General features: G+C 61.9%; 12 protein-coding genes. 5 read left to right on the plus strand and 7 right to left on the minus strand.

Translation table 11 applies throughout. The features are described from left to right. Window positions 1-64: 64 nt before the first annotated feature. From ACTJLB_RS29220 to recG, 7 genes are all read right to left on the minus strand, one after another. Entirely contained in the window at window positions 65-1,087 is a 1,023-nt protein-coding gene (locus tag ACTJLB_RS29220) for a DUF6402 family protein (RefSeq protein WP_440785320.1), read from the minus strand. Between the two features lie 342 nt (window positions 1,088-1,429). After that, the gene (locus ACTJLB_RS29225; protein WP_006047907.1) at window positions 1,430-1,918 is read right to left on the minus strand and encodes a Dps family protein; all 489 of its coding nucleotides are present in this window, start codon (window positions 1,916-1,918) and stop codon (window positions 1,430-1,432) included. Window positions 1,919-2,182: 264 nt separating this feature from the next. Continuing rightward, window positions 2,183-2,344 (minus strand): hypothetical protein, encoded by a 162-nt coding sequence (locus ACTJLB_RS29230; RefSeq protein WP_440785321.1) that lies wholly within the window; start codon window positions 2,342-2,344, stop codon window positions 2,183-2,185. Between the two features lie 78 nt (window positions 2,345-2,422). Further along, window positions 2,423-3,877: a catalase gene (locus ACTJLB_RS29235; protein WP_440785322.1), complete on the minus strand. Its 1,455-nt coding sequence runs from the start codon at window positions 3,875-3,877 to the stop codon at window positions 2,423-2,425. A gap of 81 nt (window positions 3,878-3,958) precedes the next feature. Further along, window positions 3,959-4,096, minus strand: a complete 138-nt coding sequence (locus ACTJLB_RS29240) for a hypothetical protein (protein ID WP_440785323.1) — start codon at window positions 4,094-4,096, stop codon at window positions 3,959-3,961. 195 nt (window positions 4,097-4,291) lie between these two features. Further along, a complete protein-coding gene (locus ACTJLB_RS29245; RefSeq protein ID WP_020069683.1) occupies window positions 4,292-5,251 on the minus strand; it encodes a LysR substrate-binding domain-containing protein in 960 nt (319 codons plus the stop codon). 147 nt (window positions 5,252-5,398) lie between these two features. Beyond that, window positions 5,399-7,789, minus strand: coding sequence for an ATP-dependent DNA helicase RecG (gene recG / locus ACTJLB_RS29250; RefSeq protein ID WP_440785324.1), 2,391 nt, complete (start codon window positions 7,787-7,789; stop codon window positions 5,399-5,401). 167 nt (window positions 7,790-7,956) lie between these two features. On the opposite strand from recG, the gene queA reads away from it, so the two are divergent. The 5 genes from queA to secF all read left to right on the plus strand — a co-directional run bounded on the left by queA (window position 7,957) and on the right by secF (window position 13,993). Then, window positions 7,957-9,024, plus strand: a complete 1,068-nt coding sequence (gene queA / locus ACTJLB_RS29255) for a tRNA preQ1(34) S-adenosylmethionine ribosyltransferase-isomerase QueA (RefSeq protein ID WP_088173121.1) — start codon at window positions 7,957-7,959, stop codon at window positions 9,022-9,024. 103 nt (window positions 9,025-9,127) lie between these two features. After that, the gene (gene tgt, locus ACTJLB_RS29260; RefSeq protein ID WP_020069680.1) at window positions 9,128-10,318 is read left to right on the plus strand and encodes a tRNA guanosine(34) transglycosylase Tgt; all 1,191 of its coding nucleotides are present in this window, start codon (window positions 9,128-9,130) and stop codon (window positions 10,316-10,318) included. A gap of 198 nt (window positions 10,319-10,516) precedes the next feature. Next, window positions 10,517-10,846: a preprotein translocase subunit YajC gene (gene yajC, locus ACTJLB_RS29265; RefSeq protein WP_020069679.1), complete on the plus strand. Its 330-nt coding sequence runs from the start codon at window positions 10,517-10,519 to the stop codon at window positions 10,844-10,846. A gap of 117 nt (window positions 10,847-10,963) precedes the next feature. Then, a complete protein-coding gene (gene secD, locus ACTJLB_RS29270; RefSeq protein WP_087750842.1) occupies window positions 10,964-13,024 on the plus strand; it encodes a protein translocase subunit SecD in 2,061 nt (686 codons plus the stop codon). An 18-nt stretch (window positions 13,025-13,042) separates the two neighbouring features. Beyond that, window positions 13,043-13,993, plus strand: a complete 951-nt coding sequence (secF, locus tag ACTJLB_RS29275; protein WP_020069677.1) for a protein translocase subunit SecF — start codon at window positions 13,043-13,045, stop codon at window positions 13,991-13,993. The last annotated feature ends 59 nt before the right edge of the window (window positions 13,994-14,052 follow it).

Consider the following 14,052-nt stretch of genomic DNA (forward strand, 5'->3'; position numbering starts at 1 on the left):
ACCGCAACCCCAACGACCCCAACCGCGACAGCCACTCCGATACGGCGTAGACGCGACAGAGCCATCATTTCTTTACCCTGAACTTGATTGGGTCTATTTTCACAACCCGGCAATCAGAGAACAGAACCATATCGCCGCCCGCGTTGTGCGTGTCTTGCCATCGCCGGAAATCGCTATTGTGGACTGGCCAGAATGTACGGCCATAGGGGCCTTCTGGTTTGATGACATAGTTACTCCAACTCCCCCAATTCTCGCGCTGTGCGACATACCCCTCGGGAACCAGACAAATCCCATCCTTGTTCCAGTGTCCGAGATATTGCGACCCACCTTCGCGCGAGTCATCGAAAAAGGAATACGGGTTCTTGATATAAATCGCGACCTTTGTAATTTCAACGTCTATGCCGCCAATGAATGCTGGAACGAACCGTGCCTCCGCAACAGCCGCATACATGGCGAAGCCGCCTAACGCCCCTGCTAGGTCATCAGGCTTGCCGTGGTGAAGCATTGCGCCGAAGAACTGTTCAGCCTTTTCGAGTGCCGTGGTGTCGATTCTGAATAGCTGGAATTGAAACCTGTTGTGCAGCGCATGAACATTGCCGTCGACCAGTTCCAGCGTATCAATTCGCCTGCGGTCGCGGTACGGATAGACCGCGTTGATTAACGATTCAGCCGTACCGGCATTCAAATATCCAGACTTCTGCAATTTATTAAAACCGGCCTGTGTGCGCGGATACGACAGCACCCAATCCAACTTTATCGTGCCCATGTCAAAGCGGTCGTCCGGGTATGCTCCCGTGGCCCAATCCGCGTTGATACCGCTCCTCTTTTGGGTAGTGTTCATGGCCTGATTTTTTGGCGAATAGGCGAACCATTTTCTGAGCAATGCTGCCGCGCGATGCCATCCCATTTTTGACATCGCCCCGGGAATCTCGGTGACTTCAAACTGCTCCTCAGTCACAAGAAGTTGTGCGTCGCGCGTGACACCCGGAGAATTTCCGCTCTTTCTGTTCACATACCAAATGTCACCAAGCTGTTCTCTCCACTCTCCATTGCTCGGCGAATACACAGATATGTCTTGTGCGCTCATTCGGAGTCACTCGCGAATAAAGGGCTTCTTGTACCATGGAAGTACCGCTGCATTTGACAAAGATTGTCAAGGCTCGATTGCTGCGCACTGCCCGACAGGTGTCACCTCGCGGTGCGGTGCCACGGCCGCGTCGACATCCTCTAGGGACGCCTTTCGATGAGCGTCCCGATGGGGGCAGGCAGACCCCACATAAAGAAGCCCCTGTAGGTCATTGACTAACAGGGGCTATTTTGAAGAATCAAAGCCGTTTTCAACAGATTAAGCGATAGGCTTCTCCGCGAGGGGAGGCTTTGATATGTCCGGCTGTATCTGAGCGCGTCTGGACGTTTTCGCAGCGCGAAATCAGGCCAGCATCGAGCGCAACATCCACGCGGTCTTTTCGTGCGTCTGCATACGCTGCGTCAGCAGGTCGGCGGTCGGCTCGTCGTTCGCGGCTTCCGTCGACGGGAAAATTGCGCGCGCGGTACGCACCACGGCTTCCTGACCTTCCACCAGCTGGCGGATCATTTCCTCTGCAGCCGGCACGCCGTCCGCTTCGGGAATCGACGACAGCTTCGCGAAATCCTTGTAGCTGCCCGGGGCATGCACGCCAAGCGCGCGAATCCGTTCAGCGATCGAATCGACGGCGAGTGCCAGTTCGTTGTATTGCGTTTCGAACATCAGATGCAGCGTGTTGAACATCGGACCCGTCACGTTCCAGTGGAAGTTGTGGGTCTTCAGGTACAGCGTATAGGTGTCAGCGAGCAAACGCGACAGACCTTCCGCAATCTTCTTGCGGTCCTTGTCGCTGATTCCGATATTGACGTGTTGTACAGCTTCTTTTTTGGCCATGATGACTCCTTTGAAGAGTGATACGAACCGGTGGCAAAGTAACGGCGTGCTATGGACTGACTGACGACGAAGCCGTTAAAACGGGCGCTCGACAGTTTATCGTAGAAAAGTGCCTGACTCGTGTGACGCGTGGTCACTACGGCGCGCACTAGCGGGCGCGCGGTGTTGCGCAACTGGCAACGGTGGCTTGCCCTACCTGCCCTTCACACATTGCTACGCGCCCACCCGCGCCCGCTGTTGCATGTCGCTGCCTGCCATCGCCCTCTACCCGCCCACTGCATGCTGCAGCACCTGCGTCGCGATAACCGCGAGCCCACTCGTCACGATCGCGAAACCCACGGCTCTGCGCAATCCCAGCGCGTAGTGCAGCTGCGCGCGGTGAGCAACCCGTGATTTGCCCGCAGTGGCTTTCATCATCTCGATCATCAGCGTGCTCCTCGGTTAGCGCCGTTCACTCCGTTCACCCATCGCGGGACGCCTTTGCGTCCCGCTCGTGCTGCCTCGTTACTTCTTGCCGCCTTCCGCGAGTTCTGCCATCGCGGCGATCACGCCTTCGGCATAAGCGGGATCGATGCGGCGGAAATGTTCAACCGCGCGCGCAACGATGTCTTGCGGTACGCCGTTGATGTGACGCGCGATGTTGCCGAACAACCGCTCGCGTTGCGCCGCGTCAAAGAGCGCAAACAGCATGCCCGGCTGCGTGTAATAGTCGTCGTCCGCGCGATGGTCGTAGCGATCGACCGCACCTGCTGCGAGCGCGGGCTCCAATGCGTTGGTGTCCTGCGCGAAGTCGCCGAAGCGGTTCGGCTCGTAGTTCACGTTGCCGCCGAGGTTGCCGTCCGTACGCATTGCCCCGTCGCGATGGAACGAGTGCGGGTTCGGCACGCGCGACGCATTCACCGGAATCTGGTGGTGATTGATGCCGAGACGATAGCGCTGCGTGTCGCCGTACGAGAAGAGACGCCCCTGCAACAGCCGGTCCGGCGAGAAGCCAATGCCTGGCACCACGTTGGCCGGCGTGAACGCTGCCTGCTCCACATCCGAGAAATAGTTGGCCGCGTTGCGGTTCAACTCGATCGTGCCAACGTCGATCAGCGGATAGTCTTTCTGCGACCACACCTTCGTGATGTCGAACGGGTTGAACCGATACGCAGCGGCTTCCGCCTCCGGCATCACCTGGATCGCAAAGCGCCATTTGGGGAAGTTGCCCGCGTCGATGTTGCCCACCAGATCGCGCTGCGCACTTTCACGGTCTTCCGCGACCACTTGCGACGCTTCGCCATCGGTGAAATTTTCAATGCCTTGCTGCGATTTGAAGTGGAACTTCACCCAGAAGCGCTCGTTATTCGCGTTGATGAACGAGTACGTGTGCGAACCGAACCCGTGCATCTGACGGTAGTTTTTCGGAATGCCGCGGTCGCTCATCAGGATCGTGACCTGATGCATCGACTCCGGATGGTGCGTCCAGAAATCCCACGCGGCGATGTTGCTGCGCAGGTTGGTGTACGGGTCACGCTTTTGCGTGTGGATGAAGTCCGGAAACTTCAGCGGATCGCGAATGAAGAACACCGGCGTGTTGTTGCCCACCACGTCCCAGTTGCCTTCTTCGGTGTAGAACTTGATCGAGAAGCCGCGCACGTCGCGTTCCGCATCGGCCGCGCCGCGTTCGCCCGCGACCGTCGAAAACCGCATGAACAACGGCGTTTCCTTGCCCACTTCGGCAAACACTTTGGCCTTCGTGTAGCGCGAAATATCGTGGGTCACCTTCAGCGTGCCGAACGCGCCCGAGCCTTTTGCATGAACGCGGCGCTCGGGAATCACTTCGCGGTCGAAGTGAGCGAGTTTTTCGATCAGCCATACGTCTTGCAGGACGACCGGGCCGCGCACGCCGGCTGTCATCGAATTCTGGTTATCGGCGACGGGTGCGCCGGCGGCATTGGTGAGCTTCTGTTCTGACATGCGGAACTCCTGGATGGTTTTCGTTGGAAAGGAATGTGGGGAGAAGCGCGGCAAAGCAATGCCGAAGGCTTATGCGAACAATCAGGCCGACAGAGCGCGGTCGACGAGGAGAGAAAGCGCGACCGTGCGCATACCGAGCAAGGCGGCGGCAAAACCCGTGCTGGCGCCGGCTGGGTCGGCGGCCAATGTCTGCGTTTGCGGCGAGTCTGATTGAGTCATGGTGTTCTCCGGGCCTTGGCGATCTTGCGATCCATGGAGAACACTATATCAATACTATTGGAATCGCGTATTTTATAAATTTAATCTATCCAATAGGCGCGCCCCGGCGCACCGCGGCGAAGATTGGCGCGCCGCCGCCAGGCGAAGCGGGGGCTGCGGCGCGAAGCCGTCAGCGCCCGTGCGCCTTGCCGCCGTTCAGTTCACGGCGACCGGCAAATCCAGCTTTTTGACGCCCGGCAGGTCGCAGGCGCTGATTGCGTCGCAAATCGCGTCGATGGCAGGCATCCGCGTAAAACTCTTTCGCCACGCGAGCACGACGCGGCGGTCGGGCACCGGTTCGCCGAACGGGACATACGACAAAAGCCCCGAGTCGATGCCGCCCGCGTGCGGCTTCACCTCGTGCACGGACATGCGCGGCAACACGGTGATGCCCACGCCGCTTGCGACCATGTGGCGAATTGTTTCCAGCGACGATCCTTCGAACGTTTTCTGGATGCCGTCGGCGTTCTGCGAGAAACGCATCAATTCCGGACAAACACCCAGCACATGATCGCGGAAGCAATGGCCGCTGCCGAGCAGGAGCATGGTTTCCTGCTTGAGATCGTCGGCGTCGATCTTCTGACGGTTTTCCCACGCGTGACCCGACGGCAGCGCGACGACGAACGGCTCGTCGTAGAGCGGACGCAGCATCAGTCCGGTTTCGGGAAACGGCAGCGCCATGATTGCAACGTCGATCTCGCCCTGCTTGAGCAGTTCGATCAGCTTTAGCGTGTAGTTTTCCTGCAGCATCAACGGCATTTGCGGAACGCGCTTGATCATCTGCTTGACGAGCGTGGGCAGCAGATACGGTCCGATCGTGTAGATCACGCCAAGGCGCAGCGGTCCGACGAGCGGATCTTTGCCCTGCTTCGCGATTTCCTTGATGGCGAGCGTCTGTTCCAGCACCCGCTGAGCTTGCGTGACGATCTGCTCGCCGATCGGCGTGACGCTCACTTCACTGGTACCGCGCTCGAAAATCTGTACGTTGAGCTCGTCTTCAAGCTTCTTGATGGCTACCGACAAGGTCGGCTGGCTGACGAAACACGCTTCGGCGGCCCGGCCGAAGTGCCGTTCGCGGGCAACGGCAACGATGTACTTCAATTCGGTGAGCGTCATTGGGGGACCAATCAGTGCAGTGGATTCGATAGGTTTCAGTTATACACCCATAGGGTCGGTTCGCCAACCCGGTACGCGGGCTTTCAATATCCGCGAAACGCGCCACGGGTGCGGCACCAGGCGAAGGCCGACGGCCGGTGCGTTCGTTTATGCCTTCAGATACTGCTCGCGAGCCCCCAGCCAGCGCGCCAGATGCTGCGTGACGACATCCGGATAAGTCTCCAGCAAAGCCGCAGCCGCTTCGCGCGCGGGCTCGATCAGCCATTGATCGTTCTGCAGATCGGCAAAACGAAGCATCGCCGCGCCCGATTGCCGTGCGCCGAGGAACTCGCCCGGACCACGAATTTCGAGGTCCCGGCGCGCGATTTCAAAGCCGTCCGTCGTTTCGCGCATGGTCTGCAAGCGCGCGCGCGCCGTCATCGACAACGGTCCGGTGTACAGCAGCACGCACACCGACGCCGCGCTGCCGCGTCCGACACGCCCGCGCAACTGGTGCAACTGTGCGAGGCCGAAGCGCTCGGCGTGCTCGATCACCATCAACGACGCATTCGGCACGTCGACGCCCACTTCGATCACCGTCGTCGCGACCAGCAACTGCACTTCGTTGCGGGTAAAGGCGTCCATGACAGCCGCTTTTTCAGCCGGTGCGAGCCGTCCGTGCACGAGTCCGACGTTCAGTTCAGGCAGCGCCGCGACCAGCGTTTCGTAGGTCTCGACCGCGGTCTGCAGTTGCAGCGTTTCGCTTTCCTCGATCAGCGGACAGACCCAGTAGACCTGACGCCCGGTCAGCGCGGCCTCGCGCACCCGGCCGATCACTTCTTCACGGCGCGCGTCGGACACGAGCTTGGTCAGGATCGGCGTGCGCCCGGGCGGCAATTCGTCGATGGTCGATACGTCCAGATCCGCGTAGTAGGTCATGGCGAGCGTGCGCGGAATCGGTGTGGCGGACATCATCAGTTGATGCGGCTGGAAATCGCGCGCGCCGTCGGCAGCGTTCTTCGCTTTTGCGCGCAACGCGAGCCGCTGCGCGACGCCGAAACGGTGCTGTTCGTCGACGATCACGAGCCCGAGGCGCGCGAACTCCACGGCGTCCTGAATGATCGCGTGCGTGCCGATCACGAGTTGGGCAGTGCCGAGCGCCGCGGCTTCGATCGCGGCGCGTTTTTCCTTGGCCTTCAGACTGCCGGCGAGCCACGCGACGTTCACGCCGAGCGGCTCCAGCCAGCCGCGCAACTTACGCGCGTGCTGTTCGGCGAGGATTTCGGTCGGCGCCATCAGCGCGGCCTGATAACCGGCGTCGATAGCCTGCGCGGCGGCCAGCGCGGCGACAATTGTCTTGCCGCTGCCGACGTCGCCTTGCAAGAGCCGCTGCATGGGATGCGGCTGCGTCAGATCGAGCGCGATCTCGCCGCCGACGCGCTCCTGCGCGCGGGTCAACGAAAACGGCAAAGCCCGGAGCAGACGTGCGACCAAGGCGGATTCGTCGCCCAGCTTGCGGCGCGGCATGGGCGGCGCGGAGCGCGTGCGGCGCTCTTCGTGCGCGCGCTTGAGCGACATCTGCTGCGCGAGCAATTCCTCGAATTTGATGCGCACCCATGCCGGATGCGTGCCGTCGATCAACGCGGTTTCATCGGATTGCGCGCCGGGATGATGCAGCGTGCGCACCGCGTCCATCAGCGAGGGCACGCCGAGCGGCTGCAACCATTGCCGCGCGACAGCTTCGGGCAGCAGTTCCGGCAAAGACGTGCGCGACAACGCGTTGTCGATCGACTTGCGCAAATACGCCTGCGTCACGCCGGCTGTACTGGGATAGACCGGCGTGAGCGCTTGCGGCAGCGGTGTGTCTTCGTCGACCACACGCACCGCCGGGTGCACCATCTCCATGCCGAAGAAGCCGCCGCGCACGTCGCCGCGCACGCGCAGCCGCGCGCCGATCGCCATCTGCTTGACCTGCGAACCGTAGAAGTTCAGAAAGCGCAGCACAAGTTCGTCGCCCGCGTCGTCGCGCAATTTGACGAGCAACTGCCGACGCGGTCGATAGGCGATCTCGTTGTCGAACACGACGCCCTCGGTCTGCGCAATGCCGCCTGGCAGCAGGTGGCCGATCGGCGTCAACGAGGTTTCGTCTTCGTAGCGCATCGGCAGATGCAGCACCAGGTCGATGTCGCGCGTGAGGCCGAGTTTGGCGAGCTTGTCGACGGGCTTGGCGGCGGGCTTGGCGGACGATTTCGCCGATGACTTCGCCGCCGATTTCGCCGACGCGCTCGCTTTTCCAGCCGCCGCCTGCGGTGCGGGGGCGGTCATTCCGTCTGGTGTTTGCTGACGCGCCTGCTGCGTTGTTCGCCGGGACGCTTCATCAGGCTCGTCACCAGATGTCTGGTCCGCTCGCTTCACAGCGCGCGCCGTCCGCCCGGGTTGCGCCGCGCCGTCGGCCTGCCCGTCTGCACCCGCCGCCGTGCCGCCTCGCGCGACCGGGGCTGCCGGTTCGGCGCTGACTTCATCGGTAGCGGAGGGCAATCGGCGGTCGGACAAAGGCATGGGCTGCTTCGCAAGTACAATATCGGCTGTCAAAAGTATCGAAGGGCGCGTCGCTATCTGGCTGGCGCGCAAGCGCGGGCTCGCGGCACGCTGCGGCGCCCCGCAATCATAGCCGCCCGGCTCGGCCTTCGGCTCAATTCAGTCTCCATTCGCTTCCAGTCGTTCGCATGTTCAAGCTTTCCGATTTCGATTTCGATCTGCCGCCTGAGCTGATCGCGCAAGTCGCACTACCCGAGCGCAGCGCCAGTCGCCTGCTCCAGGTGGACAACGCGGCCGATGCCGACGGCGCCGCGCGTCTCGTCGACCGCCGCTTCGCCGAACTGCCCGAATGCATTTCGGCCGGCGACCTGCTGGTCTTCAACGATACCAAAGTCCTGAAGGCGCGCTTCCTCGGCCAGAAGGCCAGTGGCGGAAAGATCGAAGTTCTGGTCGAACGCCTCACCGGCGAGCGCACGGCGCTCGCGCAGATCCGCGCGAGCAAGAGCCCGCAGGAGGGTACGACGATTCGTCTCGCCGATGCGTTCGACGTGACCGTCGGCGAGCGCGTCGAGCCGTTCTACACGCTGCATTTCCCCGACGACTGCCTGACGCTGATCGAGCAGTTCGGGCGTTTGCCGCTGCCGCCGTACATCGAGCACGACCCCGACTCGACGGACGAAACACGCTATCAGACCGTTTTCGCGCAAAATCCCGGCGCGGTCGCGGCGCCCACGGCGGGCCTTCACTTCGACGACGCACTGCTCGCGCGGCTCGACGCCGCCGGCGTTGAGCGAGCCACACTGACGCTGCACGTCGGCGCCGGTACGTTCCAGCCGGTGCGCGTCGAGAACCTGGCCGAGCACAAGATGCACAGCGAGTGGTATCACTTGCCGCAGTCTCTGGCCGACAAAATCGCGGCGACGAAGGCGCGCGGCAACCGCGTGATAGCAGTGGGCACGACGTCGATGCGCGCACTGGAAGCCGCCGCGCGCGACGCCGAAGCGGCCGGCCGCCCGCTTGCTGCGGCGAGCACCGAGACAGACATTTTCATCACGCCGGGCTACCGGTTTCGCGTCGTCGACCGGCTGGTGACGAACTTTCATTTGCCAAAGTCGACGCTGCTGATGCTGGTGTCGGCATTCGCGGGCGTCGAGACAATTCGCGCCGCGTATCGCCATGCGATCGAGGAGCGTTACCGCTTTTTCAGTTACGGCGACGCGATGCTGTTGACGCGGCGCGACGACCGAGCCGTCTGACGCGCCGTCCACGAGTTTGCAGTTTCCTCAGCCGCCGAACATCTTCGGCGGCGTTTCATTGTTTGCGCCGGACTGTTTTCCGGTTGCCCATGGAGTTACCTCAATGACCTCCGGTCACCACTCGCAACAGACAACCACCGAGCGCCCCGCCAACGGCCTCCACTTCGAATTGCTCGGCACCGACGGCCAGGCGCGCCGCGGCCGCGTCACGCTGAATCACGGCGTCGTCGAAACGCCGATCTTCATGCCCGTCGGCACTTACGGCACCGTGAAAGCCGTCCAGCCGCGCGAACTCGAGGAAATGCATGCGCAGATCATCCTCGGTAATACGTTTCACCTTTGGCTGCGCCCGGGCCTCGAAACGATCGGCGCGCACGGCGGCCTGCACGGTTTCATGGGCTGGAAGAAGCCGATCCTGACCGACTCCGGCGGCTTCCAGGTGTTTTCGCTCGGCGACCTGCGCAAGATCACCGAAGACGGCGTCACGTTCGCGTCGCCGATCAACGGCGACAAGCTGTTCCTGTCGCCGGAAGTGTCGATGCAGATCCAGAAGGTGCTGAACTCGGACATCGTCATGCAGTTCGACGAATGCACGCCCTACGCAACGAACAACGTGCCGACTTCGCACAAGGAAGCGGCCGACTCCATGCGTATGTCGATGCGCTGGGCGCAGCGCTCGATCGACGAATTCCAGCGGCTCGGCAATCCGAACGCGCTCTTCGGTATCGTCCAGGGCGGCATGTTCGAGGATCTGCGCGACGAATCGCTCGCGGGTCTCGCGGAGAAAGACTTCCACGGCCTCGCGATCGGCGGCCTGTCGGTCGGCGAGCCGAAAGAAGACATGATGCGCGTGCTGAATCACATCGGCCCGAAGCTGCCGGCCGACAAGCCGCACTATCTGATGGGCGTCGGCACGCCCGAAGATCTGGTGGCCGGCGTGGCTGCAGGCGTCGATATGTTCGATTGCGTAATGCCTACCCGCAACGCGCGCAACGGCTGGCTCTTCACGCGCTTCGGCGACATCAAGATCCGCAACGCCACGCACAAGAATTCGCTGCGTCCGCTCGATGAGCAATGCGGTTGTTACACGTGCCGAAATTTCACTCGCGGCTACCTGCATCATCTGCATCGCGTGGGGGAAATTCTCGGCGCGCAACTGAATACGATTCACAACCTGCACTACTACCTGGAACTGATGCAGGAAATGCGCGACGCCATCGACGCAAAAATGTTCGAACCGTTCCGCAAGCGCTTTCACGAGAACCGCGCGCGCGGCATCGACGAGGCGCCTTGATCGCCTCGTTCGTCGGATTCGGCGGAAGAATCCGTCAGATGCTTGCGGAAAACCTTACAATCTACTTTCGCGGGCGGCGAAAAACGGCTTTAAACGATTGATCCCAAAGCCGAATCGCCGCGCCGACGCGCGCAATGCCGGTGGTAGAATAACCGGCTGATTTTTTTGATTGAATTGATCTATAACGGAGAGACCAACGTGTCGTTCATTTCCAATGCCTTCGCCCAAGGCACAGCCGCAGGTGGCATCGAATCGAACTTGATGAGCTTCCTGCCGCTGATCCTGATGTTCGGCGTGCTGTACTTCATCATGATTCGCCCGCAAATGAAGCGCCAGAAAGAACATCGCAACATGCTCGCCGCCATGGCCAAGGGCGACGAAGTTGTGACGAACGGCGGCATCGTCGGCAAGGTGACCAAGGTGGGCGAGGCTTACGTCGGCGTCGAAATCTCGGAAGGCACGGAAATCACCGTGCAAAAAGCGTCGGTCACGACGATTCTCCCGAAGGGCACGATCAAGTCGCTGTAAAGGCCTGCTCTCTCGCGTCCGGCGCGGCCTCGCCGGCGATCAGGCAAGCAGACGCCGGATCGCCCGCGCTCATCGCCGGGCGCATCGCTTTCAAGCCAACCTTCCGTTGGACTACTCATGAATCGTTACCCCCTCTGGAAATATGCCGTGATGCTGGTGGCTCTCGTCATCGGCCTCGTGTACACGCTGCCCAACCTGTTCGGCGAAGCGCCGGCGGTGCAGGTGTCGAGCGGCAAGGCAACGGTCAAGCTCGACTCGACCACGCTGTCGGCAGTCGAAGCCGCGCTCGCAGCCAATCAGATCAAAGCAGACGACGTCACGTTCGACAACACGTCGGCCAACGCAAACATTCGCGTGCGCCTGCCGGACACCGACACGCAATTGCGCGTGAAAGACCTGCTGCAGAAGTCGCTGAACAGCGACCCCACCGACCCGCAGTTCATCGTGGCGCTCAACCTGCAAAGTGCGTCGCCGCGCTGGCTGACCGCATTGCACGCGCTGCCCATGTACCTCGGTCTCGACTTGCGCGGCGGTGTGCACTTCCTGCTGCAGGTCGACATGGCGGGCGCGCTGAACAAGAAGCTCGACTCCGACGCGTCGGACGCGCGCACGCTCCTGCGCGACAACAACATTCGCGACGGCGGCGTGAACCGCGTCAACCAGACGGTGGTGATCAATTTCGCCGACCAGGCCACGGCGGACAACGCAGCGAAACAATTGAGCCGCAGTATCAGCGAGCTCCAGTGGACGTCGCAGAACGGCACTGACGGCTCCGTGCAGCTCGTCGGCACCTTCACGCCGGCTGTGCAAAGAGCCGTGCAGGACGCCGCGCTCAAGCAGAACATCACCACGTTGCATAACCGCGTGAACGAACTCGGCGTGGCTGAGCCGGTGATCCAGCAACAGGGCGCCGACCGCATCGTGGTCGAACTGCCCGGCGTGCAGGACACGGCGAAGGCGAAGGACATCATCGGTCGCACGGCAACGCTCGAAGCGCGCCTCGCCGACCCGGTCAACACGCATCCGAATCCGTCCGACCCGGTTCCGCCGGGCGACGAGTTGTTCACGCACGGCAACCAGACGCCGGTGCTGCTCAAGAAGCAGATCATTTTCACCGGCGACCGCATTATCGACGCGTCGGCGGGCTTCGACGAACATCAGCGTCCGTCCGTCAACATTCGCCTCGACTCGGCCGGCGGCCGCGCGGTGCGCAGCGTGTCGCGCGACAACATCGGCAAGCCGATGGCAATGGTGCTGTTCGAAAAGGGCAAGGGCGAAGTGCTGACGGTCGCGACCATCCAGTCGGAACTCGGCGATCGCTTCCAGATCACCGGCCAGGCCACGCCGCAAGGCGCCGCCGACCTCGCGCTGCTGCTGCGCGCCGGTTCGCTGGCCGCGCCGATGGACATCATCGAGGAACGCACGATCGGCCCGAGCCTTGGCGCCGACAACATCAAGAAGGGCTTCCACTCGGTCGTGTGGGGCTTCGCGGCGATCGCCGTCTTCATGATTGCGTACTACATGCTGTTCGGCGTGATCTCGATGATCGGCCTGTCCGTGAACCTGTTGCTGCTGATCGCGGTGCTGTCGATGCTGCAGGCCACGCTCACGTTGCCCGGCATCGCCGCAATCGCGCTCGCGCTCGGTATGGCGATCGACGCGAACGTGCTGATCAACGAACGCGTGCGTGAAGAACTGCGCAACGGCGCGCCGCCGCAACTGGCCATCCAGAACGGCTACGCGCATGCATGGGCGACGATTCTCGACTCGAACGTCACCACGCTGATCGCCGGTATCGCGCTGCTCGCATTCGGCTCAGGCCCGGTGCGCGGTTTCGCGATCGTGCACTGTATCGGCATTCTGACGTCGATGTTCTCGGCAGTGTTCTTCTCGCGCGGCATCGTCAACCTTTGGTACGGCGGCAAGAAGAAGCTGAAGTCGCTGGCAATCGGCCAGGTGTGGCGTCCGGAAACGGCGCCTGCGGGCTCCGCTGCTTACCTCGGCACCGACGACGCAGCGACCGACACGGCGCAGGCCATGCGTGCCGCGTCGGCCGCCGCCGTGAAGCCAAAGGCGCCGGCCGCTGCCGCGCAGTCGCGCGCGGGCAAGCCGACCGTACGCCGCCGCAATGCACAGGGCACGCCGAACACGCCGCAGAAACCGGGTTCATCCCGCTGAGTCCCGGAGAACAAGACCATGGAATTTTTCCGCTTTCGTAAAGACATTCCGTTCATGCAGCGTGCGTTGATCTTCAACGCAATTTCGCTGCTGACGTTCCTCGCCGCGGTGTTTTTTCTCGTGCACCGGGGACTGCATCTGTCGGTGGAGTTCACCGGCGGTACCGTGATCGAAGTCCAGTATCCGGGCGCCGCGCCGCTCGATCCGGTGCGTGGCACGCTGAGCAAGCTCGGCTACGCCGACGCGCAGGTGCAGAACTTCGGCACCTCACGCGACGTGCTGATCCGTTTGCCGCTCAAGCAGGGTTTGACGTCCGCGCAGCAAAGCGATCAGGTCATGAGCGCGCTGAAAACCGAAACGCCGCAGGTGCAGTTGCAGCGCGTCGAATTCGTCGGCCCGCAGGTCGGCAAGGAACTCGCCACCGACGGCTTGCTAGCGCTCGCCTGCGTGGTCGCGGGCATCGTGATCTATCTGTCGTTCCGCTTCGAATGGAAGTACGCGGTGGCGGGCGTGATCGCGAACTTGCACGACGTCGTGATCATTCTCGGCTTTTTCGCGTTTTTCCAGTGGGAGTTCTCGCTGTCGGTGCTGGCGGCCGTGCTTGCGGTGCTCGGCTATTCGGTGAACGAATCGGTGGTTATCTTCGACCGGATTCGTGAGACGTTCCGCCGCGAGCGCAAGATGACCGTGATCGAAGTGATCAACCACGCAATCACCAGCACCATGTCGCGAACCGTCATCACGCACGGATGTACGCAGATGATGGTGCTGTCGATGTTCCTGTTCGGCGGCCCGACACTGCACTACTTCGCTCTGGCACTGACGGTCGGTATCCTGTTCGGTATCTACTCGTCGGTGTTCGTTGCCGCGGCGCTTGCCATGTGGTTCGGCGTGAAGCGCGACGATCTGATCAAAGACAAGAAAGATCGCGTCGATCCGAACGATCCGAACGCGGGCGCTCAGGTTTGATCGCGTTGAAGTAAGTAACGCATTGGCAACAAAAAAGGCCGGTTCATCGCGAACCGGCC

It is taken from the genome of Paraburkholderia sp. 22098 (genome assembly GCF_052045935.1).
In the GTDB taxonomy this organism is placed as follows: Bacteria; Pseudomonadota; Gammaproteobacteria; order Burkholderiales; family Burkholderiaceae; genus Paraburkholderia; species Paraburkholderia caledonica.

Bases quoted from the DNA above. Each gene is read 5' to 3' on its own strand.
- ACTJLB_RS29220 (WP_440785320.1), bottom strand. From the start codon at position 1,087: ATGAGCGCACAAGACATATCTGTGTATTCGCCGAGCAATGGAGAGTGG.
- ACTJLB_RS29225 (WP_006047907.1), bottom strand. From the start codon at position 1,918: ATGGCCAAAAAAGAAGCTGTACAACACGTCAATATCGGAATCAGCGAC.
- ACTJLB_RS29230 (WP_440785321.1), bottom strand. From the start codon at position 2,344: ATGATCGAGATGATGAAAGCCACTGCGGGCAAATCACGGGTTGCTCAC.
- ACTJLB_RS29235 (WP_440785322.1), bottom strand. From the start codon at position 3,877: ATGTCAGAACAGAAGCTCACCAATGCCGCCGGCGCACCCGTCGCCGAT.
- ACTJLB_RS29240 (WP_440785323.1), bottom strand. From the start codon at position 4,096: ATGACTCAATCAGACTCGCCGCAAACGCAGACATTGGCCGCCGACCCA.
- ACTJLB_RS29245 (WP_020069683.1), bottom strand. From the start codon at position 5,251: ATGACGCTCACCGAATTGAAGTACATCGTTGCCGTTGCCCGCGAACGG.
- recG (WP_440785324.1), bottom strand. From the start codon at position 7,789: ATGCCTTTGTCCGACCGCCGATTGCCCTCCGCTACCGATGAAGTCAGC.
- queA (WP_088173121.1), top strand. From the start codon at position 7,957: ATGTTCAAGCTTTCCGATTTCGATTTCGATCTGCCGCCTGAGCTGATC.
- tgt (WP_020069680.1), top strand. From the start codon at position 9,128: ATGACCTCCGGTCACCACTCGCAACAGACAACCACCGAGCGCCCCGCC.
- secD (WP_087750842.1), top strand. From the start codon at position 10,964: ATGAATCGTTACCCCCTCTGGAAATATGCCGTGATGCTGGTGGCTCTC.
- secF (WP_020069677.1), top strand. From the start codon at position 13,043: ATGGAATTTTTCCGCTTTCGTAAAGACATTCCGTTCATGCAGCGTGCG.